Origin of the sequence: Comamonas testosteroni, from assembly GCF_030505195.1 — a bacterium.
Lineage (GTDB): Bacteria > Pseudomonadota > Gammaproteobacteria > Burkholderiales > Burkholderiaceae_C > Comamonas > Comamonas testosteroni_G.
On sequence record NZ_CP129672.1, the window covers coordinates 1,835,949 to 1,861,036 of the forward strand.

General features: G+C 59.9%; 24 protein-coding genes. 6 read left to right on the plus strand and 18 right to left on the minus strand.

Annotated elements, in window-relative coordinates; all coding sequences use genetic code 11:
- Positions 1-22 precede the first annotated feature (22 nt).
- From QYQ99_RS08470 to QYQ99_RS08515, 10 genes are all read right to left on the minus strand, one after another.
- Complete coding sequence (locus QYQ99_RS08470; RefSeq protein ID WP_302092246.1) at positions 23-928, minus strand: class I SAM-dependent methyltransferase; 906 nt, start codon at positions 926-928, stop codon at positions 23-25.
- Positions 928-1,545, minus strand: coding sequence for a DUF1415 domain-containing protein (locus QYQ99_RS08475; protein WP_302092247.1), 618 nt, complete (start codon positions 1,543-1,545; stop codon positions 928-930). The genes QYQ99_RS08470 and QYQ99_RS08475 overlap by 1 nt, the downstream gene beginning before the upstream one ends.
- Before the next feature lie 155 nt (positions 1,546-1,700).
- The gene (locus QYQ99_RS08480) at positions 1,701-2,879 is read right to left on the minus strand and encodes a deoxyguanosinetriphosphate triphosphohydrolase (protein ID WP_302092248.1); all 1,179 of its coding nucleotides are present in this window, start codon (positions 2,877-2,879) and stop codon (positions 1,701-1,703) included.
- 84 nt (positions 2,880-2,963) lie between these two features.
- Complete coding sequence (aroB, locus tag QYQ99_RS08485; RefSeq protein WP_302092249.1) at positions 2,964-4,061, minus strand: 3-dehydroquinate synthase; 1,098 nt, start codon at positions 4,059-4,061, stop codon at positions 2,964-2,966.
- 64 nt (positions 4,062-4,125) lie between these two features.
- On the minus strand, positions 4,126-4,662 hold the full coding sequence (locus QYQ99_RS08490; RefSeq protein WP_302093140.1) for a shikimate kinase: 537 nt from the start codon (positions 4,660-4,662) through the stop codon (positions 4,126-4,128).
- 114 nt (positions 4,663-4,776) lie between these two features.
- The gene (gene pilQ, locus QYQ99_RS08495) at positions 4,777-6,888 is read right to left on the minus strand and encodes a type IV pilus secretin PilQ (protein WP_302092250.1); all 2,112 of its coding nucleotides are present in this window, start codon (positions 6,886-6,888) and stop codon (positions 4,777-4,779) included.
- Positions 6,885-7,436, minus strand: coding sequence for a pilus assembly protein PilP (locus QYQ99_RS08500; protein WP_302092251.1), 552 nt, complete (start codon positions 7,434-7,436; stop codon positions 6,885-6,887). The genes pilQ and QYQ99_RS08500 overlap by 4 nt, the downstream gene beginning before the upstream one ends.
- Entirely contained in the window at positions 7,433-8,107 is a 675-nt protein-coding gene (locus QYQ99_RS08505) for a type 4a pilus biogenesis protein PilO (protein WP_302092252.1), read from the minus strand. The genes QYQ99_RS08500 and QYQ99_RS08505 overlap by 4 nt, the downstream gene beginning before the upstream one ends.
- Positions 8,107-8,718 carry a PilN domain-containing protein gene (locus QYQ99_RS08510; RefSeq protein WP_302092253.1) on the minus strand — a complete coding sequence of 204 codons (612 nt, stop codon included), beginning with the start codon at positions 8,716-8,718 and terminating at the stop codon, positions 8,107-8,109. The genes QYQ99_RS08505 and QYQ99_RS08510 overlap by 1 nt, the downstream gene beginning before the upstream one ends.
- Positions 8,715-9,797 carry a pilus assembly protein PilM gene (locus QYQ99_RS08515; protein ID WP_302092254.1) on the minus strand — a complete coding sequence of 361 codons (1,083 nt, stop codon included), beginning with the start codon at positions 9,795-9,797 and terminating at the stop codon, positions 8,715-8,717. The genes QYQ99_RS08510 and QYQ99_RS08515 overlap by 4 nt, the downstream gene beginning before the upstream one ends.
- A 349-nt stretch (positions 9,798-10,146) precedes the next feature.
- On the opposite strand from QYQ99_RS08515, the gene QYQ99_RS08520 reads away from it, so the two are divergent.
- Positions 10,147-12,477 (plus strand): penicillin-binding protein 1A, encoded by a 2,331-nt coding sequence (locus tag QYQ99_RS08520; RefSeq protein WP_302092255.1) that lies wholly within the window; start codon positions 10,147-10,149, stop codon positions 12,475-12,477.
- A gap of 67 nt (positions 12,478-12,544) precedes the next feature.
- On the opposite strand, the gene cyaY is transcribed toward QYQ99_RS08520, so the two are convergent.
- Positions 12,545-12,886 carry an iron donor protein CyaY gene (gene cyaY, locus QYQ99_RS08525; protein ID WP_003061987.1) on the minus strand — a complete coding sequence of 114 codons (342 nt, stop codon included), beginning with the start codon at positions 12,884-12,886 and terminating at the stop codon, positions 12,545-12,547.
- A gap of 12 nt (positions 12,887-12,898) precedes the next feature.
- On the opposite strand from cyaY, the gene lptM reads away from it, so the two are divergent.
- Together lptM and QYQ99_RS08535 are read left to right on the plus strand one after the other, a co-directional pair.
- Complete coding sequence (gene lptM / locus QYQ99_RS08530) at positions 12,899-13,147, plus strand: LPS translocon maturation chaperone LptM (RefSeq protein WP_302092256.1); 249 nt, start codon at positions 12,899-12,901, stop codon at positions 13,145-13,147.
- Between the two features lie 74 nt (positions 13,148-13,221).
- Positions 13,222-14,049 carry an MBL fold metallo-hydrolase gene (locus tag QYQ99_RS08535; RefSeq protein ID WP_302092257.1) on the plus strand — a complete coding sequence of 276 codons (828 nt, stop codon included), beginning with the start codon at positions 13,222-13,224 and terminating at the stop codon, positions 14,047-14,049.
- Here QYQ99_RS08535 and QYQ99_RS08540 read toward each other — a convergent pair.
- From QYQ99_RS08540 to QYQ99_RS08560, 5 genes are all read right to left on the minus strand, one after another.
- Positions 14,013-14,645: a sulfite oxidase heme-binding subunit YedZ gene (locus QYQ99_RS08540; RefSeq protein ID WP_302092258.1), complete on the minus strand. Its 633-nt coding sequence runs from the start codon at positions 14,643-14,645 to the stop codon at positions 14,013-14,015. The genes QYQ99_RS08535 and QYQ99_RS08540 overlap by 37 nt on opposite strands.
- On the minus strand, positions 14,645-15,637 hold the full coding sequence (gene msrP / locus QYQ99_RS08545; protein WP_302092259.1) for a protein-methionine-sulfoxide reductase catalytic subunit MsrP: 993 nt from the start codon (positions 15,635-15,637) through the stop codon (positions 14,645-14,647). The genes QYQ99_RS08540 and msrP overlap by 1 nt, the downstream gene beginning before the upstream one ends.
- Positions 15,638-15,831: 194 nt before the next feature.
- Positions 15,832-17,166, minus strand: a complete 1,335-nt coding sequence (gene ccsB, locus QYQ99_RS08550; protein ID WP_302092260.1) for a c-type cytochrome biogenesis protein CcsB — start codon at positions 17,164-17,166, stop codon at positions 15,832-15,834.
- A complete protein-coding gene (locus QYQ99_RS08555; RefSeq protein WP_302092261.1) occupies positions 17,163-19,343 on the minus strand; it encodes a cytochrome c biogenesis protein ResB in 2,181 nt (726 codons plus the stop codon). Before QYQ99_RS08555 ends, ccsB begins: the two co-directional genes overlap by 4 nt.
- Positions 19,344-19,473: 130 nt before the next feature.
- The gene (locus QYQ99_RS08560; protein ID WP_003058744.1) at positions 19,474-20,097 is read right to left on the minus strand and encodes a c-type cytochrome; all 624 of its coding nucleotides are present in this window, start codon (positions 20,095-20,097) and stop codon (positions 19,474-19,476) included.
- A gap of 77 nt (positions 20,098-20,174) precedes the next feature.
- Here QYQ99_RS08560 and yihA point away from each other — a divergent pair, with 77 nt between their 5' ends.
- Positions 20,175-20,945 (plus strand): ribosome biogenesis GTP-binding protein YihA/YsxC, encoded by a 771-nt coding sequence (gene yihA / locus QYQ99_RS08565; RefSeq protein WP_042437473.1) that lies wholly within the window; start codon positions 20,175-20,177, stop codon positions 20,943-20,945.
- A gap of 44 nt (positions 20,946-20,989) precedes the next feature.
- Positions 20,990-21,907 carry an alpha/beta fold hydrolase gene (locus tag QYQ99_RS08570; protein ID WP_302092262.1) on the plus strand — a complete coding sequence of 306 codons (918 nt, stop codon included), beginning with the start codon at positions 20,990-20,992 and terminating at the stop codon, positions 21,905-21,907.
- Positions 21,908-21,959: 52 nt separating this feature from the next.
- Here the strand turns inward: QYQ99_RS08570 and QYQ99_RS08575 are convergent, their stop codons facing one another.
- Entirely contained in the window at positions 21,960-22,841 is an 882-nt protein-coding gene (locus QYQ99_RS08575; protein WP_302092263.1) for a lysophospholipid acyltransferase family protein, read from the minus strand.
- Positions 22,838-23,689, minus strand: a complete 852-nt coding sequence (locus QYQ99_RS08580; protein ID WP_302092264.1) for a lysophospholipid acyltransferase family protein — start codon at positions 23,687-23,689, stop codon at positions 22,838-22,840. Before QYQ99_RS08580 ends, QYQ99_RS08575 begins: the two co-directional genes overlap by 4 nt.
- Before the next feature lie 126 nt (positions 23,690-23,815).
- On the opposite strand from QYQ99_RS08580, the gene metK reads away from it, so the two are divergent.
- Entirely contained in the window at positions 23,816-25,003 is a 1,188-nt protein-coding gene (metK, locus tag QYQ99_RS08585) for a methionine adenosyltransferase (RefSeq protein ID WP_302092265.1), read from the plus strand.
- Positions 25,004-25,088 lie beyond the last annotated feature (85 nt).

Consider the following 25,088-nt stretch of genomic DNA (forward strand, 5'->3'; position numbering starts at 1 on the left):
AGGGCTCATGCTTCAAGCCTGCTCAAACCGCGCTGGTTTGCGGCAAATGGGGATAGCGCACGTCGGACAGACCTTCCAGCCCAAACTCGGCGAGCAGCTGAAGCAGGCGTTGCGCCGCACTGCGCTTTTTCTGCCCCGTGTAACGGGCCACAATCAATTCGTTTTTCATGCTGTGCTCCCAGCCGACCAGCTCGGTGACCGTGACCTGGTAGCCGCAAGCCTCCAGATACAGACAGCGCAGCACATTGGTAATCTGACTGCCCATCTCGCGAGTGTGGATCGGGTGACGCCACAACTCGGCCAGCGGAGTACGCGCCAGACTCATGGCCTTGGTCTGACGCAGGCATGCAGCCACCTCTGCCTGACAGCAAGGCACCAGCACCATGGCCTTGGCCTGCTTTTCCAGCCCGAAGGCTATCGCATCATCAGTCGCCGTATCGCAGGCGTGCAAGGCCGTGACCACATCGAACTGCGAAGGCATGAAGTCTGCTCGCGTGGACTCGGCCACCGACATATTGAGAAACTCCATGCGATCGAAGCCAAGTTCAGTCGCCAACTTCTGAGACGCCTCGACCAGCGGCGCACGCGTCTCGATACCGAAAATCCGGCCCTGAGCCAAGGCCTTGAAATACAGGTCGTAAAGAATGAACCCCAGATAGGACTTGCCCGCCCCATGGTCAGCCAGTGTCACGGCATGCCCATCCTTGGACAGCTCTGCCAGTAAAGGCTCGATGAACTGATAGAGGTGATAGACCTGCTTGAGCTTGCGGCGCGAATCCTGATTGAGCTTGCCCTCGCGCGTCAGAATATGCAGAGCCTTGAGCAGCTCAAGGCTCTGGCCGGGCTTGAGCCCCAGTTGCTCGGCGATATCAAGTGCCCCTGCTTTGGCGGGCTTTTGCAGGCTCTGCTTTTTGTCGGTCTTGCCCATCACTTCTCCGCCTTTGCCTCACCATGGCCGGTCACGGGGCAGCGAGCCCCGACATCCAGATCCAGCCAGCCCTCGATGCCGATCTTTTCCAGCGTTTCCATATTGCGCTCGTAAATCGTCTCGGCTTCCGGAAACACCTCCACAGCCTTGTCGATGCTGTCTTCGCGCAGCAAATGCAAGATGGGATAGGGAGCACGATTGGTGCAGTTGGTGACGTCATCCACATCCGTACCCTCAAACTGAAATTGAGGATGAAACGAGGCGACCTGCAAGATGCCCCCCAGATCCAGCTCCTCGACCATGGCATCGGCCACTTCAAGAAAGTCATTGAAGTCCAGGAAGTCCTGCAGGGCATGGGGCAGGATCAGCAGCGTGGTGTCGCGTTTTTCCGCGTTGGCTTCGGCCAGGGCCTCAAGCTCGCGATGCAGGGCATCCGCCACGCCCTGCGCATCGCTCGCATCGCTGACGACATAGTGGATCTGGGCTTTGGCATGCACGCCTTTGGCGAAGGGGCAAAGATTGAGGCCGATGACTGCCTTTTCCAGCCAGCGCACGGTATCCGCAATCACAAGCTCTGGCGGGAAAGCCTGATCGGCGATGGTTGAAGTTTCAGTCATGACAAGGCCCTCCAAAATGCAAACGGGGGCCATCGCCCCCAAAGAATGCGCACTGGGCGGGAAATACTCCGGCTCTAGATACACAGCGCCGCTATTTTAGCGATCCGGCCTGTGCCATGCTCGCCACTGGCAGCAAGACCGTTGGCAAGCGTCCCTCAGGCCTCGCCCAGCAGCCTAAGCCCGGTAATGCGCTCATGCTCACGCGCCGCATAACGATCCGTCATACCCGCAATAAAGTCTGCCACCACTCGCGCACGTTCATGCAGGGTAGTGGCGATATGGGCACGCTGAACAAAGCGCGGCTTCATACGCTCAGGCTCCACCATATAAGCGGCAAACAGCTCTTTCACAACTTGCTGGGCACTGTTCATGGTCTGCATGACTTGAGGGTGCCGATAGAGCTGCCTGAATAAGAACTGCTTGAGCACCAGGGACTGCGCTTTCATCTCTTCGCTGAAACCGATCAACGTCCGGCCATGCTGACGAACCTCCTGCACCGAGCTCACGGCCGCCTGCTCAATACCGGCCTGTGAGTGATGGATGACGTCATAGACCTGGTCACTGAGCATGCGGCGAATGCTCTCATAGAGCAGCTTGCGCTGAGCATCCGGCAAAGCCAGATCGGGCCAATCCGCCAATGTCGAGGCGTGATAGCGGGCAAACAAAGGCACGGCTTCACGCAACTGGGCCATGGTGATCAAACCCGATCGAACGCCGTCGTCCACATCATGGGCGTTATAGGCAATCGCATCCGCCAGATTGCATAGCTGAGCTTCCAGAGAAGGCTGAGTGCCATCCAGAAAACGCCGAGCCACGCCGCCGGGCTCCCGTGCATTCAGCAATTGCGCATTGCTGAGCGAGCAATGCTTGAGAATTCCTTCGCGCGTTTCAAAAGTCAGGTTCAGACCGTCAAAGGCAGGATAACGCTCCTCCAACCTATCCACGACACGCAGACTTTGGAGATTGTGCTCAAAACCGCCATGGGGCTTCATGCACTCATTGAGTGCGTCTTGCCCCGCATGTCCAAAAGGTGTGTGTCCCAGATCATGCGCCAGACAGATGGCTTCAACCAGGTCTTCATCCAGCCGCAAAGAACGCGCGATGGAGCGTCCCAGTTGCGCCACTTCCAGAGAATGCGTGAGCCGGGTTCGGAACAGATCGCCCTCATGGTTCACAAAAACCTGGGTCTTGTAAACCAACCTCCTGAAGGCAGAGGAGTGAACAATGCGATCCCGATCGCGCTGAAAGTCGCTGCGCGTGGGAGCCGGGGGCTCAGCAAAGCGACGTCCGCGGCTTTGCTGGGGATGGCAGGCGTAGGAAGCCAGAGCGGTCATGCAAATCGCCTCAACAACTCAATGCAATGACTCTAACAGCTATGGGCTTGCCGCCCCCAGGGTCTGCTCACATAGCGCCATCCATCAAGCGCAGCAACTGCCTATCACTTCACGCACCAGCGCGTCGGGCGCCGACCTCATCACCGCCTTGCCGGGACCATCGATCAGCACAAAGCGGATTTCACCGGCTTCGGATTTCTTGTCGACCCGCATCAGCTCCAGATAGCGAGCCGCATTGTCATGGGCATCGATGACCGCTGCGCGCACCGGCAAGCCCGCTCGCTCAATCAGCTTGCGCAGGCGCGAGACAAAGCTCGCCTCCACCAGGCCAAGACGTTGGGACAGCTCAGCTGCCATCACCATGCCTGCCGCCACACCCTCACCGTGCAGCCAGTTGCCGTAGCCCATGCCGGCCTCGATCGCATGACCAAAGGTATGACCAAAATTGAGAATCGCGCGAAGACCCGCTTCCTTCTCGTCTTGCCCAACGACCCAGGCCTTGATCTCAACACTTCGCTTGACGGCATGGGCGAGCAAGTCGCGATCGCGGCGCAGCAGGCCATCCATGTTCTGCTCAAGCCAGTCAAAGAACTGCATATCGGCAATAGGGCCGTATTTGATGATTTCCCCCAGACCTGCGCTCAACTCGCGCTCGGGCAGGGTATCGAGCGTAGCCAGATCGCAGAGCACCAGTTGCGGCTGATAGAAGGCCCCAATCATGTTCTTGCCTAGCGGGTGGTTGATGGCCGTCTTGCCCCCCACCGAGGAATCGACCTGGGACAGCAGCGTGGTCGGCACCTGCACAAAAGGCACGCCACGCATATAGCTGGCGGCAGCAAAGCCCGTCATATCGCCCACCACGCCGCCGCCCAGCGCAAACAGCACCGTCTTGCGGTCACATCCATGCTGCAGCAGGGCGTCAAAGATCAGGTTCAGGGTCTGCCAGTCTTTATGCGCTTCACCATCGGGCAGCACCACCTCGTGAACCTGGGCGTATTGGCTGCTCAAGGCCTGCTTGAGCGCAGACAGATAAAGCGGAGCCACGACATCATTCGTCACGACCAGAGCCGCCGCCGCCTTGGGCAATGCCTGCCAAGTGGAGCTCTGGGCCAGCAAGCCTTCTGCAATCACGATGGGGTAGCTGCGCTCTCCCAGATCAATATGCACCGTTTCCACGTTCAACCTCTCTCAAAATACATAGCAGGAACCACACGCAGTGTATTGACCAGCAAGCTTTTCAGCGCAATCAGGAATGCTGACCGAGTTCAATCTGCATGGCCACTCGCTGAGCCACCTGCGCAGCAGACAGGCCGCTGCCCGCCACCACAAAATCCGCCACTTCCTTGTAGAGCGGATCTCTGATGGCATGCAAATCCAGCAAGCGCTGCAATGGATTGTCCACCTGCAGCAAGGGACGCTGCGTATCCCGCTGCAGGCGCTTGGCAATTTCATGCGGTGATGCACTCAGATAGACCACCTGTGCATGCTCGGTCAGCTCTTGCCGGTTTTCAGCCTTCAGCACGGCACCGCCACCTGTGGCAACCACCGTTTTCTCAGGTCGCGCCAGCAGCGCTGCCAGCACCTCCTGCTCTACATCCCTGAATCTGGGCTCGCCTTCCTTGGCAAAAAAATCGCGGATCGTGCAGCCGATATGCTCTTCGATGGCCACATCCACATCCACAAAAGGCATAGACCAACGCTTGGCCAAATAGCGTCCGATGGTGGATTTGCCGGAGCCTGGCAAGCCCACAAGGGCAATATGAAATTTCTTTAGAACAGTCATCGCGTTACCGTCATCCGCCAATCTGGCCAGCCCATGATTCTCGCAGCTCACAGATATTACAAATGAAAAGGCCCGCATCAACTCATGCGGGCCCTATGTAAAAACTGATAACAGTTATTTGCTGCTGCGCGTCTGGCTCAGCATCTTGGGAGTGATGAAAACCAGCATTTCACGCTTGCTCGAAGCCTTCGTATTGCTACGGAACAAATGCCCCAACACAGGCAGATCTCCAAACAGCGGAACCTTGTTGAGCTGGTTGGTCTCCTCCAGCTCAAAGATACCGCCAATCACCACGGTGCCACCATTTTCGACCAGCACCTGGGTCTTGACATGCTTGGTATCAATGGCGACGCCCTGAGTCGTGGTCTCGCCGCGGCTGTCCTTGTTCACATCCAGATCCAGAATGATGTCGCCCTCAGGGGTGATCTGCGGAGTCACTTCCAGCTTCAGCACTGCCTTCTTGAACGCAATCGTCGTGGCGCCGTTCGGCGCCGTGACGGAATAAGGATACTCCGTGCCTTGCTCGATCAAGGCCTTGTTCTGGTCTGCGGTCACCAGCCGAGGGTTGGAGATGATCTTGCCGTCACCTTCAGCTTCCAGAGCGGACAGCTCCAGGGACAGAAAACGCGACATCGAGCTATTGAAAACAGAGAATGCGACCTGCCCCACCGTGTTGATCCCCGAAACACTGGCTGGCAAATTGACGAAATTGCCACTGGGGAACCTGGTGCTCGTTCCCGAGCTGCTATTAGGCAGGAACTGAGATGATGTCATGGCGGCATTGCTGCCGACAGCCCCTCCGCCAAACTTCACACCCAACGAACGGCCAAAGGTATCGCGTGCCTCCACAATGCGGGCCTCGATCATGACCTGGCGTACCGGCACATCCAGCGTTGCCAGCAAAGCCTTCATTTCTTCCAGCTTGGTCGGCGTATCCGTCACAAACAACTGATTGGTGCGTGGCTCGGAAATGGCGGAGCCGCGCGACGACAGAAAGCGCGTGCTGGACCCTGTGCCGCCTGCACCACCGCCGCCTGTCGAAGTCGTGATCTGCTGCAGAATGTCCGCCGCCTTCGCATAGTTGAGCTGGAAGCCTTGCGTGCGCAGAGGCTCCAGCTTCTGGATCTCCATGGCCGCTTCGTAGTCACGCTTGGTACGTGCGTCAATCTCGTCCTTGGGAGCGATCCAGAGCACGGAGCCGGACTTGCGCATACCCAGCCCCTTGGCATCCATGATGATCTGAAGAGCCTGGTCCCAAGGGACATCCTTCAGACGCAGTGTCAAGGCACCTGTCACCGTATCCGAGGTGACGATATTGAAGTTGGTGAAGTCCGCGATGACCTGCAGCAAAGAACGCACTTCAATATTCTGGAAATTGAGCGACAGCTTTTCGCCGCTGTAGCCCGGGCCTTGCGTCAACTTGCTGGTGTCGATCTTTTTCTGGCGCACTTCCACCACGAACTGATTGTCGCTCTGGTATGCGCTGTGCTCCCAGTCCCCCACGGGGTCAATGCGCATCCGAACACGATCACCTTGCTGAGTGGTCGAGATCGTTTGCACAGGCGTACCGAAATCTCCCACATCGAGCTTCTTGCGCAAATTTTCAGGCAGGGCTGTGCGCAGGAAGTCCACCGTCAGGCCCTTGCCCTCCTGCCGCAGATCCACCCCAACCTGGCTGCTGCCAAGGCTGACGACAACCCGGCCGGAGCCATCGCTACCACGGCGAAAGTCGATACCGCGAATCGGAGCCGCATCAGAGGCTGCCGTCTTGCTCTCGAACACCGGAGCCATGACAGGAGCCGCAGCTGCAGCGGCTGTCGCCGCACCTGCGGGATCAAGCAAGATCAGCAAAGATTTGCCCTGGCGCTGCAAGCGATAGGTCGTAGCCGTCCTCAGGTTCAACACCAGACGCGAGCGACCCGATGCTTCCACCAGATTTGCTGAACGCAGATTGCCCTGATTGAATTCAAGCAAGGACTTGCCTGAGCCATTGCTCACCCCCGGAAAATCCAGAGCGATACGCGCAGGAGACTGAACCACGAATCCGGTCGGATCTGCAGCCAGCGGTTCGGACATCTCAACACGGACGACCTCGGAGCCTGACTGCAAAGCGCCTGTAACAGCCTCAATGCGGGCTTGCGCCCAAGCTGCCGAAGAAAGCAAAAGGCCGCTCAGGGTCAGACCCCAACGGGCCTTCGCCATAGTGCTGCGATTAATACCCATCATTTGCCAACCTCCTGCAACTCCAAAGTGCTTGTTCTTTCAATCCAGTCACCACCGCCATCCTGGATAATTTCTCTTAGCTGGATGGAGTTTTCCGTAATCTTGGTGATCTTTCCGTAGTTCTGCCCCAGATAGTTGCCAACACGTACCTGATAGAGCAGACCGCCAACTTTGACCAAGGCCGTGGGCACGTTCTTTTTGTCGAGACTGCCCACCATGGTCATGGTGTCCAGCGGCTCGGCCTCCAGCGGCTCCTTGCGGCGACTCAGCTCTGGCGTGAGCAACGCCGTGCTGATGTTGGATTGCGCAGACTCCTTGCGCAGCACCTGGATCAGCTTGAGCGGATTGAAGGGCTCCATGCCATCAGCGCCTGTGTAGGCCTGGGGTTTGAAAGGCTTGGGCTCCTCCAGAGGAGTCACGCGAGGCCTGGCATTGGCCCGCTCCTGGGCCATCCACTCACGCAGCTGCTCCTCCTCGGAGGAGGCGCAGCCCGCCAGCAAAGCACTGCTCATCAGGACCAGCCAGACAGGGCTCAAGAATGCTCTGCTCATTTCTTCCCCTTGGCCGCGTTGCGCTGCGCCTTGACTTCGTCCGCATCCAGATATCGGAATGTCCGTGCCGTGGCATCCATGGACAGCACATCCGTGTCCTTGCCGCCCGGCGTGATGGACAGATTGTTCAAGGTCACGATACGGGACAGGAAAGCGATATCCGAGGCAAAAGCACCGATGTCGTGATAGCGCCCAGTCACCTTCAGGGTGATTGGCAGCTCGGCGTAGTACTCCTTGGCCACCATGGCGCCAGGGCGGAATGCTTCAAACTGCAGACTACGTCCCAAGCCTGCCTGGTTGATATCGGAAAGCAGAGCAGCCATCTCCGCTTTGCTGGGCAGTTGCTTTTCCAGCTGCGTCACATACTGCTGCACCTGCTCGCGCTGCTTCTTCAAGCCATCCAGACTCACCGCCTTGATCATTTTCCTGGAGTAGTCTTCGCGCAGAGTCACCTCGGTCGCACGCTCGGCGTCCAGCTCTGCCTCGTAATCCTTCAGGAAGACGAACCACAGCAAGGCAGCAACCGCGACTGCGACTGCGACATACAGCAGTGCCTTGGGCAAGGCAGGCCAGACCGAAGGATCATTGGGATCCAGATTCCGGAATTGACGCTGAACTCTCTCTTGCAGTGCAGCGAAGTCGATGTCCAGAGATTTCTTCTTTTTTGCCATTACTGCGCCTTCACAGGGGAGGTCACAGCAAGCAGATTTTTCTCCGCATCGCTGGCCCTGGTCAGATTGAAGCGCAATGTGAATGCAGCTGCACGGCGCTTATCCTTGGCAGTCACATCAACCGTCTTGGCCACAATTTCCATCAGCTCCGGCTTGGAGAACCTGGGCGAGCCATCCGTAAGATTGCGCAGCATCTCGGAAATACGCTCATTCGACTGCGCCGTTCCCTGCATGGTCACAGACAGGCCTTCTTGCTTGATGCTGCTGATGTAGACACCGTCCGGCAGTTGCTTGACCAGCTCATTGAGCATGTACACCGGCAGATTGCGGTCGGACTGGAGATCCTCCACCGCCTTCTGTCGTGCACGCAGAGCGGTGATTTCAGCCTCAAGCCCCTCGATTGCCTTGATCTGTGTTTCCAGGACCGTGATTTCGGAGCGCAGCAAATTGTTCTTGTTCTGCTGGCCCTCGATCATCATCTGGAAGTACCAGTAAATCAGTGCTGCGATCAGCAGTCCACCCAGTGCGCCCAGCACCATATTGACCTGAAACGCTTCTTTACGGCGCTTTTTGGCTGCTTCGCGGTGCGGTAAAAGGTTAATCAGTATCACTCTTGAAACCTCCGCATGGCCAAGCCGCAAGAGGTCAGATAGGACGGCGCTTCACGCGCCATCCTCTTCAGACGCACGCCGCTGCCAATTTCCATGCCCTCGAAAGGATTGGCAAGACTGCAGGCACATCCAGTCTGCTGGCTGACGGCATCCACCAGCCCTGGCAAGGACGACGATCCACCGGCCAGCAAAACATGATCGACGCGGTTATAGGGAGTACTCGTGAAGAAGAACTGCAACGCCCGCGCCACTTCCTGGGTCAGGCTTTGCACGAAGGGCTTGAGCACACCAGCCGCATAGTCGTCTGGCAATTCGCCGTTGCGCTTCTTGGCTTCTGCCTCTTCCGGAGAAAAACCATACTGGCGCGCAATCAGCTGGGTGAGCTGTGCACCGCCAAAGGCCTGATCACGCTCATACAGCACCTCGTCATTGCGAAGCACCTGCATGCTGGTAGTCATTGCTCCCACTTCGAATAGCGCCACGACAGCGTCACGCCCGGCATTGGGCAAACGCGACACCAGACGCGTTGCTGCCGTTCGGGCGGCGTAGGGCTCGATGTCGATCACGATGGGCTTGAGACCGGCTGCCTCGGCCAGGCCCTGGCGGTCCTGCACTTTTTCCTTGCGCGAGGCAGCGATCAGCACATCCACATCGCCAGGCGACGCCACCGACGGGCCTATGACACAAAAATCCAGGCTCACCTCATCGAGCGAGAACGGAATGTATTGATTGGCTTCGGACTCGACCTGAACTTCCATTTCCAGCTCGGTCAAGCCGGCTGGCAAGGTGATCTTCTTGGTAATCACAGCAGCGGCTGGCAGCGCCATGGCCACCTGCTTTGTACGCGTTCCGCTTTTCTTGACCAGACGGCGCACAGCCTCCGCCACCTCATCAAATTTCTCAATATTGCCGTCGGTAATCCAGCCTTTTTCAAGAGGCTCAATCGCACAACGCTCCAGTTGCCACTCGCCGGATTTGCTTTTGGCCAGCTCGACCAGCTTCACGCTGGAGGAGCTGACATCAATGCCAAGCAAAGGCGCAGGCTGACGGCTGAATAAAGAACTCAGAGCAATCAACATGCCCCCCCAGGTTTGTAAGAATGGAAACAAAAGCCAGCAATACCCCGGGATCCTAGCAGCAAGCTATAGCAGAACATGCTTTGCTGCAGCGCTTTGCACCGTATTTCGTGGTCAAAAAAACACAAACTTGTGTAACGTCAAACTGCAAGAACTTCAGCCCCTGCGCATACTAGTGCTTACCCTGTGATTTAGGATTCAATCAAAGCGCGGCCCCTACCCTGCCGCCACGATGCTTTTCCGGGCGGCATTTCTATAATGCCCTACCCCTTGCCAATACTGCGAAATGCCGCCATCAGAACATTCTGCTCACCAGGCACCTGCGCCTGGGTCTCAAACTCCCAAAAAACGCATGCACTGGCTGCCGCGTTCCATTTTCTGGCTGATCGGACTTGCCGTCGCCGCTGCCCTGGCCGTTTTGCTGGCCGTGGCCGTGGCGCTGGCCATGGCTTACCCCAATCTTCCAGACGTCTCCGAACTTGCAGACTACCGCCCCAAGCTACCGCTGCGGGTCTACTCCAGCGAAGGCGCTTTGCTGGGCGAATTTGGGGAGGAACGTCGTACCCTGACGCCCATCAACGAGATCCCCAAGGTCATGACGGATGCGGTGCTGGCCATCGAAGACACCCGCTTCTTCGAGCATGGCGGCGTGGACTACAAGGGCATGCTGCGTGCTGCGCTGGCCAACCTGGGCAAGGTCAAGAGCCAGGGTGCCTCCACCATCACCATGCAGGTCGCGCGCAATGTCTACCTCTCTTCCGAGAAGACCTATACCCGCAAGATCTACGAAATACTGCTGACCTTCAAGCTTGAGCACTTGCTCACCAAGGAGCAGATCCTCGAGATCTACATGAACCAGATTTTCCTTGGCAACCGTGCCTATGGCTTTGCAGCAGCCTGTGAAGCCTATTTCGGCCATCCGCTCAAGGACATCACGGTGGCCGAAGCCGCCATGCTGGCCGGCCTGCCCAAGGCTCCATCGGCCTACAACCCGATCAGCAACCCCAAGCGCGCTCGCATTCGTCAGCTCTACATCATCGAGCGCATGGAGGAAAACGGCTTCATCACCGCCGAGCAGGCCAAGCAGGCCCGCGAAGAGCCGCTCAAGCTGCGTACTGCTGCCAATTCGACCCGCGTACATGCAGAGTACGTGGCTGAAATGGCCCGTCAGCTGATCTTTGCCCAATACGGCAGCGACGCCTATACCCGCGGCCTGAACGTCTACACCACCCTCAATGCCGGTGAACAAGAGGCTGCCTACAAGGCTTTGCGCGAAGGCATCATGAACTACGAACGCCGCCAGAAGTACCGCGGCCCCGAGAAGTTCATCACTTTGCCCAGCAACGCACAGGAGCTGGAAGACGCCATCGACGATGCGCTGGCCAACCATCCCGACAACGGCGATGTGGTTGCGGCCGTGGTGCTGGAAGCATCGCCTCGCAAGATCGTCGCGGCCCGTGCGGACGGTACCCATTTCGAGATCACGGGCGACAACCTCAAGCCCGCCGAATCCGGCCTCAGCCCCAAGGCTCCGCCCAATATCAAGATCCGCCCCGGTGCCGTGATCCGCGCCATCAAGAACGCCAAGGGTGCCTGGGAAATCACCCAGCTGCCCGAAGTCGAAGGCGCTTTTGTGGCCATGTCCACGCAAACCGGCGCCATCCGCGCGCTGATCGGAGGCTTCGACTTCGAAAAGAACAAGTTCAACCACGTGACCCAGGCCTGGCGCCAGCCGGGCTCCAGCTTCAAGCCCTTCATCTACTCGGCGGCGCTGGAGCACGGCTTCTCGCCCTCCACCATGATCAACGACGCACCGATCTTCTTCAGTGCAGCAACCACCGGTGGCCAGCCCTGGGAGCCCAAGAACTACGACGGCCGCTACGACGGCCCCATGACCATGCGCACGGGCTTGAACAAGTCCAAGAACATGATCTCCATCCGGTTGCTTCAGGCCATCGGTCCGAAGACCGGACAGGAATGGGCGACGCGCTTTGGCTTTGACGCCGCCAAACAGCCCGCCTACCTGACAATGGCCCTGGGCGCCGGCTCCGTCACGCCGCTGCAGATGGCGGGCGCCTATTCGGTGTTTGCCAACGGCGGCCACCGCATCAATCCCTGGCTGATTGCCCGCGTGACAGACCACAAGGGTCGCATCCTCTCCGAGTTCACCCCCCCCGCGGTGAAGGAGCTGCCCCAGGCCATCCCCGAGCGCAATGCTTTCCTCACCGGCACCTTGCTCAATGATGTGGCGCGCGTGGGCACGGCTGCACGTGCCCAGGCCACACTCAAGCGCCCCGACCTGTATGGCAAGACCGGCACCACCAATGACTCGGTGGACGCCTGGTTTGCCGGTTACCAGCCCAGCATTGCCGCAGTCTCCTGGATTGGCTACGACACCCCGCGCAATCTGGGTTCGCGCGAAACCGGTGGCGGCCTGAGCCTGCCCATCTGGATCAATTTCATGCAGCACGCACTCAAGGGTGTGCCGGTGGCCGAAGTGCAGACCCCGCCCGGCGTGGTCAATATGGGCGGCGACTGGTATTACGAAGAAAACGCACGCAACGGCGGCGTCTCCAGCCTCGGCATGGAAGGCGTCTCCGATCCTGGCAACGCAGGCCCGGGGGCCACCCAACCGCCGGCCGCAGAGGAGCGCAGCCGCATTCTGGACCTGTTCAGAAACTAAGCCCTCGCAAAGCAAAAAGCCTGCCTCTCGTCGAGGCAGGCTTTTTTTATTCCAGCGCCCTGAATGTTCAGGCCAGGGCCTTGAACTCCAGAGCCATGCCCGACTGCTCGCTCGCATATTGCGTCAGATTGGCAAAGAACTCGCCAGCACCCTTGGTGTCCAGCCAGACTTTCTTGTCTTCGTCAAAACGATAGTGAAAGCCGCCAGCCTTGGCCGCCAGCCAGATTTCATGCAGGGGTTTTTGCTGGTTGATGACAATCTGGCTGCGATTGGCAAACACCAAAGTCACCATACCGCCCACGCGCTGGGCATCAAGGTCGGCATCGGTTTCGTCATTGATGCGATCACAGCATTGCTCCACAGCCAGCAGAAGTTGGTCGGCGCGATCCAGATATTCAAGGTCAGTCATTACAATTTGCCCATGTTGAAAGCCAACCAAATTTTAGTCAGGAGCATTGCCCTTGCGGCTTGTGCGGCGTCCCTGGCAGCAATTTCCGCCTGCGGACAAAAAGGCCCGCTCTATCTGCCTACGGATCCTGCGGCGCAGGGTCGCGCCACGCTGCCCGAAACACTGGGCATTTCCACCAAGCCTTCCAGCGCAGCAACACCCGCAACGAAAGCCACGCCGACAGAGGCTGACGAGATGCCCCGGACCGATGCCAAGCCCTGAGGATTGATGCACATCAACATGGCGCCCAGGCTTACTCTCTAGAGTGACGGCATCTTGTCCTTTGACAAACTGTCATGTCCATTGAGCTCTATCGCGACAAAAACCACGTCTGTCTGATGTTCACAGACCTCATCGAGGAGGACGGTCAGGCCATTCAGGCCAACCAGTTCCTGATTGTGGACAACGGCACGGGCGCCATCATCGATCCCGGTGGCAACCTGGCTTTCAACGAGCTGTTCATGGGCATGTCGCGGCATTTCCCGCCGCAAAAGCTCGCCTATCTGATTGCCTCGCATGCCGACCCGGACATCATTGCCTCGCTGGATCGCTGGATGAGCAGCACCCGCGCACAACTGGTCATCTCGCGCATCTGGGAGCGCTTTGCACCACACTTCACCAAGGTGGGCAAAACGGAAAACCGCGTCATCGGCGTACCTGACTCGGGCGCACGCCTGCCTCTGGGCCACAGCGAGCTGGTGCTGCTGCCGGCGCATTTTCTCCATGCCGAGGGGAACTTTCACTTCTACGACCCCATCAGCAAGATCCTGTTCACCGGCGACCTGGGCGTGTCCCTGACCACCGGAGCAGAAGCGCAGAAGCCCGTCACCGACCTCGCTCCCCATATCTCGCGCATGGAAGGCTTTCACCGCCGCTACATGGTCTCCAACAAGATTCTGAGGCTATGGGTGCAGATGGCACGACAGTTGTCCATCGACATGATCGTGCCCCAGCATGGCGCGCCCATCATGGGCAAACAGGCGATTGGCGACCTGTTCAACTGGCTCGAAGGCCTGCAATGCGGAATCGACCTGTTCGACCAGCGCGCTTACCAGTTGCCCTCAGCAGAGATCGACCCGGTCTCGCGTCAGGTACGTCCGCCCCTGCGCGCTGTAGCCGGTTGATTGCCTCTGAGTGCGCGCAGCACTCGCCAGCCAAGCAAGCTGCCGAGAATGGCTGCATAAACAGCCACCTCGGCAAAATTGTTCTTGCCGGCACGCATCCAGAAAAAATGCAGCAAGGCCAGCGGCACCGCCACATAGACGGCGCGGTGCAGCCATTGCCAGCGCTTGCCGCCCAGAGCCCTGAGCATGAACTTTGGCGAGGTGGCAGCCAGCACCAGCAGCAGCAGCCAGGTGCTGAAACCCACCAAAATGAACGGACGCTTGGGGATATCGGCCAGGATATCGCCCCAGTCCAGTCCCATGTCGAACCAGGCATAGCAAAGCAGGTGCAGACAGGCGTAGAAGAACACGTACAGACCCAGCATGCGCCGGTAACGCACCAGCAGGTTCCAGCCGCTGAACTGGCGCAGCGGCGTCACCGCCAGCACGATGCAGAGAAAGCGCAGGGTCCAGTCGCCCGTGCTGCGCAGCAGGGCTTCGGCCGGATTGGCCCCCAGCCCGTCGGTAAACGCCGCATAGAACAGCCATGCGCAAGGCAGCAGGCACAGCGTGAAGACCAGCGGCTTGGCCCAGGGCTTGAGCAACCAGGCCTGCATCAGTAGAACTTCTTCAGGTCCATGCCCGCATACAGCGACGCCACCTGATCGCCATAGCCGTTGAACAGCAGAGTCTTGCGGCGCTTGGCGAACAGCCCGCCCTCACCGATGCGCCGCTCGGTGGCCTGGCTCCAGCGTGGATGATCAACCTCGGGATTCACATTGGAATAAAAGCCGTACTCGTTGCGTGCCGCCTTGTTCCAGGCCGTGCCCGGCTCCTTGTCGGTCAGGCGGATCGCCACCAACGACTTGGCGCTCTTGAAACCATATTTCCAGGGCACGACCAGGCGCAGCGGCGCACCATTCTGGTTGGGCAGAACCTCGCCATACATGCCGAAGGCCAGCAGCGTCAGCGGGTGCATGGCCTCATCCAGCCGCAAGCCTTCGGTATAGGGCCAGTCCAGCACGCCGCTTCTGAGTCCGGGCATCTGGGCCTTGTCGGCCAGGGTGACGAATTCCACATACTTGGCGCCTGAGAGCGGCTGCACTTTCCTGAGCAGCTCGGACAGCGAGTAGCCGACCCAGGGGATGACCATGGACCAACCCTCCACGCAGCGCAGGCGGTAGATGCGCTCCTCCATGGGCGCGAGCTTGAGCAGGCTGTCGATGTCCAGGGTCTGCGGCTTTTGCACCAGGCCTTCGATGCGTACCGTCCAGGGCCGGGTCTTGAGCATGTGCGCATTGCGAGCGGGCTCGTCCTTGTCCAGACCGAACTCGTAGAAATTGTTGTAGCCTGTGGCGTCCTTGTAGGCCGTGGCGGCCTCCACCGTCATGGCGCCGGCAAGCTTGCTGGGCTGCCCCTTGAGAGACGGCAGGCTGCCGCGTTCGGTCGCCGCCCATGCATCGCGGCCGGCCCAGCCGGCCAAGGTGGCACCAGCCACCCCCATGGCCAGGGTCTGCAGAAAATCCCGGCGCTGCAGGTATTGGGTCTGAGGCGTGATCTCGCTGCTCAGTGGATGTTCAAAGCCTTGGTTGCGGTGACGTATCAGCATAGGAATGCTCCCAAACGACGATCAAGAGTAGTGCGATTTGGAAGCCCTCTGCGTCAGCAAAGTTCCTCCGAACTCCTCAATAAAAAAGGAGCTGTTTACGCCTGATGATCAATGGTTTCAGATTGTTTTCAACCTGAAATCCTTATTCAATCAGCGCAAGCAGCTCCTGTTTTTTAGGGCGCCTGGTGCGAAGCCTACAGCTCGCCGTAGCTGTGCAGCCCCGACAGAAACATGTTCACGCCCAGGAAAGCAAAGGTCGTGACGGCCAGACCCGCCAGCGCCCACCAGGCGGACACCGTGCCGCGCAGGCCCTTCATCAGGCGCATATGCAGCCAGGCGGCGTAGTTGAGCCAGACGATCAGCGCCCAGGTTTCCTTGGGGTCCCAGCTCCAGTAACCACCCCAGGCCTCTGCCGCCCACAGAGCGCCGAGCACGGTGGCGATAGTGAAGAAGGCAAAGCCCACGGCGATGGCCTTGTACATCACGTCGTCCAGAATCTCGAACGAGGGCAGGCGTGCGGCAATGCGCTTGCGCGAGAGCAGGATGCCGGCCACGATCAGCGCCGAGATGCCGAAGTAAACCATCCAGTAGCTGCCGCCGTTCTCGGTCGCGCCCTTGCGAAAGACGATGGGCTCGAAGCACAGCACCACGCCCAGCAGCCACAGCGGCGCAAGCTTGTACCATTTGGTCTCGGTGGCCTGCTGCTTGATCAGGTAGGCAAACGCCACCATGGCCGACAGCGCAAACGTGCCGTAGCCGATGAAGTTGGCGGGCACATGCAGCTTCATCCACCAGCTCTTGAGGGCTGGCACCAGGGGCTGAATCTCATGGGCCTGGCGCACCAGCGTGTACCAGAGCAAAAAGCCCACCGCCGCGCTGACCACCAGCATCACAAAGCCGCCCAGGGCACGCGTGTCGTAGTGCTGCTCGTAGTACAGATAGAAGATGGACGTCATCCAGCAGAACATGACGAACACTTCGTAGAGATTGCTGACAGGGATATGGCCGATGTCCGGGCCCAGCAGATAGCTCTCGTACCAGCGCACCATGGTGCCGATCAGCGCCATGGCCACGGCCAGCCACGCCAGGCGCGAGCCCAGCAGCGACATGACCGAGCGCTCGCCCTTGGCAAACACGCCTATCCAGTAGAAAGCCGTGCTGATGAAGAACACCATGCTCATCCACAGGATGGCGGACTGGCTGGAGAGGAAGTACTTCAGGCCGAAGACGCTCTCCGATCGCGCCAGCTCCCCGCCATCCCCTCCCTGGTACAGGCCGATGGCCATCAGCGAGAAGCCGGCCACGGTCAGCATCAGCACCGCCAGCGGACGCCAGAACCAGCCCATCCAGATCATGGCCGGGATGGTCGCCAGCAAAATGCCCTTCTCATACACATCCATATAGGCGGCGTAGCGCTGCAGCGCATAGCCCAGGCCCACGGCCACCACGACCGCGAACAACCAGTCAAACCAGTTGCGGCGGGCGAAATAGCCTTCGTTCAGAGTCAATGTCGTGGTTGCGGTGTTCATACAGAACCTCCGGGAGTCTTCTTTTGTAAGGGCTTGGCCCCGATCAGCTTGTCGGCCAGCATGACGAACTCGCGGTCGCCATCCATGGTCTTGCGGTTGGTGGACAAGGCCATGTTCGCATGGCTGGCCCCATTCGCAGGGGTCAGCCAGATCCAGATGCGGCGGTCACGCACGTACAGCATGGCAAAAACGCCGATGATCAGGAAGAGGCAACCCAGGTAAACAATGTTTTTACCGGGAGCGCGCGCCACCTGGAACACGCTGGCCTGCACCTGCTTGAAGTCCTGCAGCATGAAGACCACGGGCGCCGGGTAGAACTGCGCATCGCTGAGCGAGAACACCGATTGCGTCATGAAGGCCTGGGTCTTCTCGTCGTTCTCGAAAGGCTTGAGCCCCGCCTGCTGGCGCACCTGCTGGGCCAGCTCGAACAGCACGCCGTTCAGAATCCGCACCAGCACCTCGCCGGCGCGCTCGCGCTCGGCCTCGGGCACATTGCTGTCCATGAAGTCCGATATCGCCTGCAAACCACCGAGCTGGCGACCGTCAGGGCCCTTGAGCTTGGCGTCCTGGCCGGCAAACAGCTCCAGCGCCTTGAGCGCGGACTGCGTCAGCGGCTCGGCCAGCTCGGGCTTGGAGACATCGACCGCACGCTGCACATAGGCACGCGCTGCTTTTTCGGCCAGCGCCTTGCTCTGCATGGCCTGACGCAGCTGCATGAAGGTGTTCATCGTGCCTTCAGGATCGGCAGGCACGCGCAGATAACGCATCTGGTCGGCCTGATTCTCACGCACGCCAAGCAGGAAGACGGGCTGGCCCTCACCCGTGTCCACGGGCAGCATGTAGTTCTGGAACTCGCGCGCCTGGCCCGAGGCATCGCGCAGCTTGTAGCCCACGCTGGGGCCTATATTGCGCAAATCCTTTTTGTCCGTGGTCTTGTGGGCAGCGCCCAGACGCTCGTCGATAGCCTGCTTCAGGTCGACCTTGCGCACATCGGTGCCGGCACCGCCCTTGTCCTGGCCGCCGAAGTTCTCCACATTGATGGTGCGCAGTGCCGTGTACTCCAGCGTCACCTTGTCCTGTTGGCCATCGGCCAGCTTGCGCACGAACTCGGTGGAGTTGCCGATCACGCCCTCCACGTCAAAGGGCTGGGAGACGCCATCCATGGGCACGGCATGCAGCTTGACGCTGGAGCCGCCGTCATCGAAGCTGCTCTGATAGATCTCGATGCCCTTGTAGCTGGCCGGATGGTTCACTTCCACGCGCTTTTCCAGCTTCTCGCCCGTGGCGCGGTCATGAATCACGATCTCGCTGGCAAACAGCTTGGGCATGCCGGTGGAGTAGTACTCCACGATGAATTTCTTGAGTTCCACCGAAAATGGCAGATCTTGCAGCAGGATACCATCCGATTGATTCAGGATGGCAGTGCCGGACTGCGTACCTTCGGAGACCATGAGGTTGCCGCGGAAGGTCGGATTCTTGACGGACAGACGGTGCTCGGGTGCCACGTCCGAGATCATGCCGCCGCCGGTGTAAGGTGTTTTTCCGCCCAGCAGCATCTGCGCCCTCACGATGAGGTCGCCGTCAAACAGCCCGCCAATGCAGATCAGCACAATCGCACAGTGCGCGGCGATATAGCCCAGCTTGTTGACCGCGCCGGCCTTGGCCGCCAGCATCCAGCCGGTGCCGGGCCCGGCCGCCGTGTCGCGCTGCTGCAACTTGACCTTCCAGCCGCCAGATGCCAGTTGCCGGCCGATGCGCTGGGCCGCCTCTTCGGTGCTGCCCGCCACGTCGGCCTCGGCGCGATGGTGGAAAGCCTTGAGGCTTTGTTCGCGCAGGTTTTCCTTGTAGTTGCGGATGTCGGCCAGATATTTGGGGGCATGGCGGCTCACGCACAGCGAGGTGCTGATGACCAGAAACGCCAGAATCAGCAAAAACCACCAGGCGCTGTAGACCGCATTGAGCTTGAGCGCCAGAAACAGCTGCGCCCAGAAAGGGCCGAACTGGTTGACATAGTTGACCAGCGGTTCATGTTGCTTGAGCACCGTGCCGATGACCGATGCGATGCAGATCACCGTGAGCAGTGAAATCGCAAAGCGCATGGAGGCCAGCAACTCCAGAGTCGCGCGCACTGCCTGTGAGCGAGAGGAGTCACGATCGCGAAGTGGAAGGTCTGACATGAGGATGAGATAGAGCCGAACGCAAAAAGGCGGGCCATCTGCTGAACTAGCCGATGGGCCCGCCTGACTTGGGGGGTGCCAGATGCCTGAAAGTTCCCGAAGTCACCCGCGCATCTGGTGAAAAGGATTTTTAACGCAAGCCAGCTATATAGTCTGCCACGGCCTTGATTTCGCGATCATTAAGCTTGGCAGCAACCTGGGCCATGGGAATGCTATTGCTGCGCTTGCCGTCGCGAAAATCCGTCAACGACTTCACGGTGTAATCCGCATGCTGGCCCGACAGACGCGGGTACTGGGCCGGAATGCCGGAGCCGTTGGGGCTGTGGCAGCCCGCGCAGGCGGCAATCTGGCGCTCCTGAATGCCGCCGCGGTAGATGCGCTCACCCAGGGCGATGGAGTCCTTGTCCTTGGAGAAGCCGTTCTTGGGTGCCTGGGTATGCAGCCAGGCCGCAATGTTCTGCATGTCGCCATCGCTGAGCGTGGAGGCAAAGCCCTTCATCACCGGGTCGTTGCGCTTGCCATCCTTGAACTCGCGCAGCTGCTTGACCAGATACTCGGGGTGCTGGCCTGCCAGCTTGGGCTGCAGGGGAATGGTGGAATTGCCGTCTGCGGCATGACAGGCGGCGCAGACCGCCCCATAACTGGCTTGCCCTTTGGCAGCATCCGCCTTGACAGGTGTTTCTCCCGCAGAAAATGCGGGGAAGGCAGGTGCTGCGAAAATGGCAGCAGTCAGCAAAGAGGCAAGCAACTTCATATCAAGGGGCTGGGTCTATTGTTGAGAGCTCGAATCCGTCAAATTCTACAATGGGCCTCCCTGAAATAGTTACCGTCATGACCCATGCTTCCCCGGATACCACTGCCGGAAAAACACTTTCTTTGATCGACAGCAAGCTTGCGATGGGCTGGATGCACACCGCACGTTTTTTCACGACCGCGGCCCAGCTCAACCAGCTGCCCAAGGTCGACGTTCCCGAGATTGCCTTCGTCGGTCGCTCCAACGCCGGCAAATCCACTGCCATCAATACGCTGACCCAGCAAAAGCAGCTGGCTTTCGCTTCCAAGAAGCCAGGCCGCACCCAGCACATCAACCTGTTTGCACTGGGCAAGCAGGGCGTGACCGATGCCGTGCTGGCCGACTTGCCCGGCTATGGCTACGCGGCCGTCTCCCGCACCGACAAGGAGCGCTGGCAGCGCGTCATGCTCAACTATCTGATGAGCCGCGAAAGCCTGTCCGCCGTGGTGCTGCTGTGCGACCCGCGTCTGGGCCTGACCGAACTCGACGAAGCCCTGCTGGATGCCATCCGCCCACGCGTGGAGCAAGGCCTGAAGTTTCTCATCGTGCTGACCAAGGCCGACAAGCTGACCCGCGCCGAGCAAGCCAAGATTCTGTCCATCACCAAGCTCAATGCCGGCGGAGGTGAGGTGCGCCTGTTCTCTGCCCTCAAAAAGCAGGGGGTGGACGATGTGGCACAACTGCTGTGGCACTGGTGCCACCCCGAGGGATTGCCCCAGGCAGGTTTGCCCCAGGCGGGAATGCCCCAGGCTGCTCCCGTCACCCAAGCGACGCCCGCGGACGAGACTCCTGCGCAAAATCAGCCATAGGCGCTTATCTTGCAAGCGCCAGAAGCTACAAAAAGGAGAGCTTCATGGTCACGACTTGCATGCATACCCTGTCCACAGGGGTTGAACTGGAATGCCGCACCAGCGGCAAGCCGGGTCAGCCCCTGTTGCTGTTTCTGCACGGCTTTCCCGAAGGGGCCTTCATCTGGGATGGGCTGCTTGAGCAGTTTGGCAGCCGCTACCGCTGCGTGGCGCCCAATCTGCGCGGCTATGGCCGCTCCAGCCAGCCCACGGCCATCAGCGACTACCGCGCCAAATACCTGGTGGAAGATCTTGCCGCCCTGATTGCGCTGGAAAACCCGGCCAAGCGCGCTGCCTGCGTGATTGCCCATGACTGGGGTGGCGCCGTGGCCTGGGGCCTGGCCAACCGCTATCCCCAGCAGCTTGAGCGGCTGCTCATACTCAACTCCCCGCATCCCGGCAGCTTCTTGCGCGAACTTCAGTCCAACCCTGTGCAGCAGTCCGCCAGCCAGTACATGCACTTTCTGCGCCGACCTGACGCGCCCGAGCTGCTGGCCGAAAACGGCTGGCAGCGCATGCTCGGATTTTTTCAGAACCCCGACGGCAGCATGCCCGCATGGCTGACGCCCGAGCGCAAGCAGCAATACCGCGAGCATTGGGACCTGGGCGTGCACGGCGCCTGCATGTTCTATGCAGCCAGCCCGCTGGTGCCGCCCCGTCCGGGCGGCAGCGCCGATGAACTGCAGGACATTCGCGAGCTCAGCCTTCCCGATGAAATGCTGCATATCCCTGTGCCGGTGCGCATTCTCTGGGGGGACAGCGACCTGGCACTACAGCCCGCTCTGCTGCATGGGCTGGAGCAATGGGTGCCGCAGCTGGAGATAGAGCATCTCCAGGGCTGCAGCCACTGGGTGGTCCATGAGAGGCCCGAGGCCGTGCAGCGCGCCCTGGCCGAGTTTCTTCTGATGCCAGGTCGCTCCTGAAAAAGGAAGCGGCCGGCTTCTTTCCACCCGGGCTCTCAAGCCGCTTTGATGTTCACTCTTTGGAATACAGCGATGGCTCGCCATCCGGGCGGGTCTTGAAGCGCTTGTGCACCCAGTAATACTGCGGAACCATGGTCATGATGGCGGCCTGCAGCTCGCGGTTCATGCGGGCGGTGTCGGCAACATGGTCGTCGGTCGGGAAATTCTCCCAGGCCGGCGTCAGCTCAGCGACATAGCCTTCAGGCGTCATACGGTTGTAGAGCGCCACCACCTTAGCCTTGCCCAGGCGCGCAAAGCGCGAAAGCGAGGGAATCGTGGCCGTGTTTTCCACCGCAAAAAAAGGCACGAACACCGAATCGTTCTTGCCATAGTCCATATCGGGCAGCAGATACAGCAGCCCGCCCTTGCGCAGGCACTGGATGATGGGTTTGACGCCATCGGCGCGGTTGAGCATCTTCACATTGCCAAAGCGCTGACGGCCATTCATGAACCAGGCATCCAGGTCCGGATCGGGATTGGTGGCAAAGATGGAGGTGAACTCGCGCTCGGTATTGAGCGGCAGGGCCAGGCCACCGGCATCCATGCTGTAGAAATGCGGCGCGAAGACGATGGTAGGCGTATCGCCCTCCAGCTCATGCGTGGCCCCGACCAATTTGACACGGCTGCGCACCAGCTCCTCGGAGCCGAACCACAGCCAGCTTCTGTCGAGAAAAGTCTGGCAAAAGACTTCAAAGGACTCTTTCGCCCAAGCTTTGCGCTGCACCTCAGGCACATCGGGAAAGCACAGCTCGAAGTTGCGCAGTGCAATGCGCCGGCGTTGGCCCGCCACCACAAACAGCACACGCCCCACAAGCTTGCCTAGGCCACGCAGCACAGGCAGCGGCAGCTTGGCCAGCACATGCATGCCGGCAATGGCGATCTTGCTGGCGCTCATGCCTTCTCCCCCGAGAGTTGCTTGTCTTCACGTGGCTGCTTGTAGCGGCCATAGCCCCACAGATATTGCTGCGGAGACTGGCGAATGGTGGTTTCCATGGCGCGATTGATAAGCGCCACGGTGGCTTCCAGCGATTGAGATTCGGGCACAGGCAATTCCTCTAGATACAGCGTGTAGCCCCGCCCCCAGGACTTGCGCTCGCACCGGGCCACGATCACCGTGGCCCCGGTTTGCAGCACCAGGCGTGCTGCCAATGTCATCGTATACGCATCACGACCGAAAAAAGGCGACCAGATGCCCAGACCATTGGGCGGCACCTGATCGGGCAGCAGACCCACGGCCGCGCCCTGGCGCAGCGCCTTGATCATCTGGCGCACGCCCGCCAGGGTGGTGGGAACGGCGTGAACGCCAGGACGATTGCGCGCGGTTTCCAGAATTTCTGCCAGCCAGCCCTGGCGTGCAGGGCGGTAGAGCACGGTGATTGCGCCATGCCGATCCGACCAGCGCCGCGCTGCGGCCTGCACGGACATCTCGAAGCAACCCAGATGTGGCGTGAGAAACACAATGCCCTTGCCACGCGCATAGGCCTGCTCGGCGACGGCTCCATTGACGATGTCGCAGTCCGGCAACTGGCCCAGCCAGATGCGCGGCATCTCGAACACCATGCGCCCCGCATGCCCCACCGCAGCCCTGACCTGGGCAAAGCCATAGCCGGCCTGCGCGGCATTGGCTGCAAATCGGCGCCGATAGGTGGGAGATAGCGCCCAGGTCACCCAACCCATGGCAGCGCCAAGGCCATGCAATAGCCATAAAGGCAGTGCAGCAAACAGTCGAAACAGGGAAGGCATTAGAATAGCGGGGTCGCTGAGTTAAAGAGCAACTTGCAGGGCGACGTAAAAACAAAACTGCTAAAGCGTTCGCCAGACTTCGAAGCTCGGGCAACGCAATTGCCCAAGCTACAAGGAGTTATATCAATGGCGAACAGCGATTTTCTGTTTACCTCGGAATCGGTTTCTGAAGGCCACCCCGACAAGGTTGCCGACCAGATCTCTGACGCGATTCTGGACGCTATTTTCACCCAAGACCCGCACAGCCGCGTGGCTGCCGAGACACTGACCAACACCGGTCTGGTGGTATTGGCCGGTGAAATCACTACCGGTGCGAATGTGGACTACATCCAGGTCGCACGCGACACCATCAAGCGCATCGGCTACGACAACACCGAATACGGCATCGACTACAAGGGTTGTGCGGTGCTCGTGGCCTACGACAAGCAAAGCCAGGACATCGCCCAGGGCGTGAACAAGGCCAGCGATGACGAACTGAACACCGGCGCTGGCGACCAGGGCCTGATGTTCGGCTACGCCTGCGACGAAACGCCCGAGCTGATGCCCGCGCCCATCTATTACGCCCACCGCCTGATGGAACGCCAGGCCCAGTTGCGCAAGGATGGCCGTCTGCCTTTCCTGCGCCCAGACGCCAAGAGCCAGGTGACCCTGCGCTATGTGGACGGCAAGCCCCACAGCATCGACACCGTGGTGCTGTCCACCCAGCACAGCCCCGATCAGTCGGAAACGGCAACCAAGATGAAGGCATCGTTCACCGAAGCCATCATCGAAGAGATCATCAAGCCCGTGCTGCCCTCCGAGTGGCTGCTGGACACCAAGTACCTGATCAACCCCACGGGCCGCTTCGTCGTGGGCGGCCCTCAGGGCGACTGCGGCCTGACCGGCCGCAAGATCATTGTGGACACCTACGGCGGTGCCTGCCCCCATGGTGGCGGTGCGTTCTCCGGCAAGGATCCAACCAAGGTGGACCGCTCGGCCGCCTACGCCGCGCGCTATGTGGCCAAGAACGTGGTGGCCGCCGGCCTGGCGCGCCAGTGCCAGGTGCAGGTTGCCTACGCCATCGGCGTGGCCCGCCCCATGAACATCACCGTGTACACCGAAGGAACCGGCGTGATTCCCGATGCGGAAATCGCCAAGCTGGTGGCCGCGCATTTCGACCTGCGCCCCAAGGGCATCATCCAGATGCTGGATCTGCTGCGCCCCATCTACAGCAAGACTGCGGCTTACGGTCACTTCGGCCGCGAAGAGCCCGAGTTCACCTGGGAACGCACCGACAAGGCGGCTTTGCTGCGCGCCGCTGCCGGTCTGAAGTGATTCGGACACCCGCAAAAGCGGGTCTGAGTATCTGAGGGCTTGGGCCCTCAAGCCTCCTCAAGAAGCCATCGCGAACCATCGCGGT

Coding starts and splice junctions, on each gene's coding strand:
- QYQ99_RS08470 (WP_302092246.1), bottom strand. CDS start 928: ATGGGCAAGACCGACAAAAAGCAGAGCCTGCAAAAGCCCGCCAAAGCA.
- QYQ99_RS08475 (WP_302092247.1), bottom strand. CDS start 1,545: ATGACTGAAACTTCAACCATCGCCGATCAGGCTTTCCCGCCAGAGCTT.
- QYQ99_RS08480 (WP_302092248.1), bottom strand. CDS start 2,879: ATGACCGCTCTGGCTTCCTACGCCTGCCATCCCCAGCAAAGCCGCGGA.
- QYQ99_RS08490 (WP_302093140.1), bottom strand. CDS start 4,662: ATGACTGTTCTAAAGAAATTTCATATTGCCCTTGTGGGCTTGCCAGGC.
- pilQ (WP_302092250.1), bottom strand. CDS start 6,888: ATGATGGGTATTAATCGCAGCACTATGGCGAAGGCCCGTTGGGGTCTG.
- QYQ99_RS08500 (WP_302092251.1), bottom strand. CDS start 7,436: ATGAGCAGAGCATTCTTGAGCCCTGTCTGGCTGGTCCTGATGAGCAGT.
- QYQ99_RS08505 (WP_302092252.1), bottom strand. CDS start 8,107: ATGGCAAAAAAGAAGAAATCTCTGGACATCGACTTCGCTGCACTGCAA.
- QYQ99_RS08515 (WP_302092254.1), bottom strand. CDS start 9,797: ATGTTGATTGCTCTGAGTTCTTTATTCAGCCGTCAGCCTGCGCCTTTG.
- QYQ99_RS08520 (WP_302092255.1), top strand. CDS start 10,147: ATGCACTGGCTGCCGCGTTCCATTTTCTGGCTGATCGGACTTGCCGTC.
- cyaY (WP_003061987.1), bottom strand. CDS start 12,886: ATGACTGACCTTGAATATCTGGATCGCGCCGACCAACTTCTGCTGGCT.
- lptM (WP_302092256.1), top strand. CDS start 12,899: ATGTTGAAAGCCAACCAAATTTTAGTCAGGAGCATTGCCCTTGCGGCT.
- QYQ99_RS08535 (WP_302092257.1), top strand. CDS start 13,222: ATGTCCATTGAGCTCTATCGCGACAAAAACCACGTCTGTCTGATGTTC.
- QYQ99_RS08540 (WP_302092258.1), bottom strand. CDS start 14,645: ATGCAGGCCTGGTTGCTCAAGCCCTGGGCCAAGCCGCTGGTCTTCACG.
- msrP (WP_302092259.1), bottom strand. CDS start 15,637: ATGCTGATACGTCACCGCAACCAAGGCTTTGAACATCCACTGAGCAGC.
- ccsB (WP_302092260.1), bottom strand. CDS start 17,166: ATGAACACCGCAACCACGACATTGACTCTGAACGAAGGCTATTTCGCC.
- QYQ99_RS08555 (WP_302092261.1), bottom strand. CDS start 19,343: ATGTCAGACCTTCCACTTCGCGATCGTGACTCCTCTCGCTCACAGGCA.
- QYQ99_RS08560 (WP_003058744.1), bottom strand. CDS start 20,097: ATGAAGTTGCTTGCCTCTTTGCTGACTGCTGCCATTTTCGCAGCACCT.
- yihA (WP_042437473.1), top strand. CDS start 20,175: ATGACCCATGCTTCCCCGGATACCACTGCCGGAAAAACACTTTCTTTG.
- QYQ99_RS08570 (WP_302092262.1), top strand. CDS start 20,990: ATGGTCACGACTTGCATGCATACCCTGTCCACAGGGGTTGAACTGGAA.
- QYQ99_RS08575 (WP_302092263.1), bottom strand. CDS start 22,841: ATGAGCGCCAGCAAGATCGCCATTGCCGGCATGCATGTGCTGGCCAAG.
- QYQ99_RS08580 (WP_302092264.1), bottom strand. CDS start 23,689: ATGCCTTCCCTGTTTCGACTGTTTGCTGCACTGCCTTTATGGCTATTG.
- metK (WP_302092265.1), top strand. CDS start 23,816: ATGGCGAACAGCGATTTTCTGTTTACCTCGGAATCGGTTTCTGAAGGC.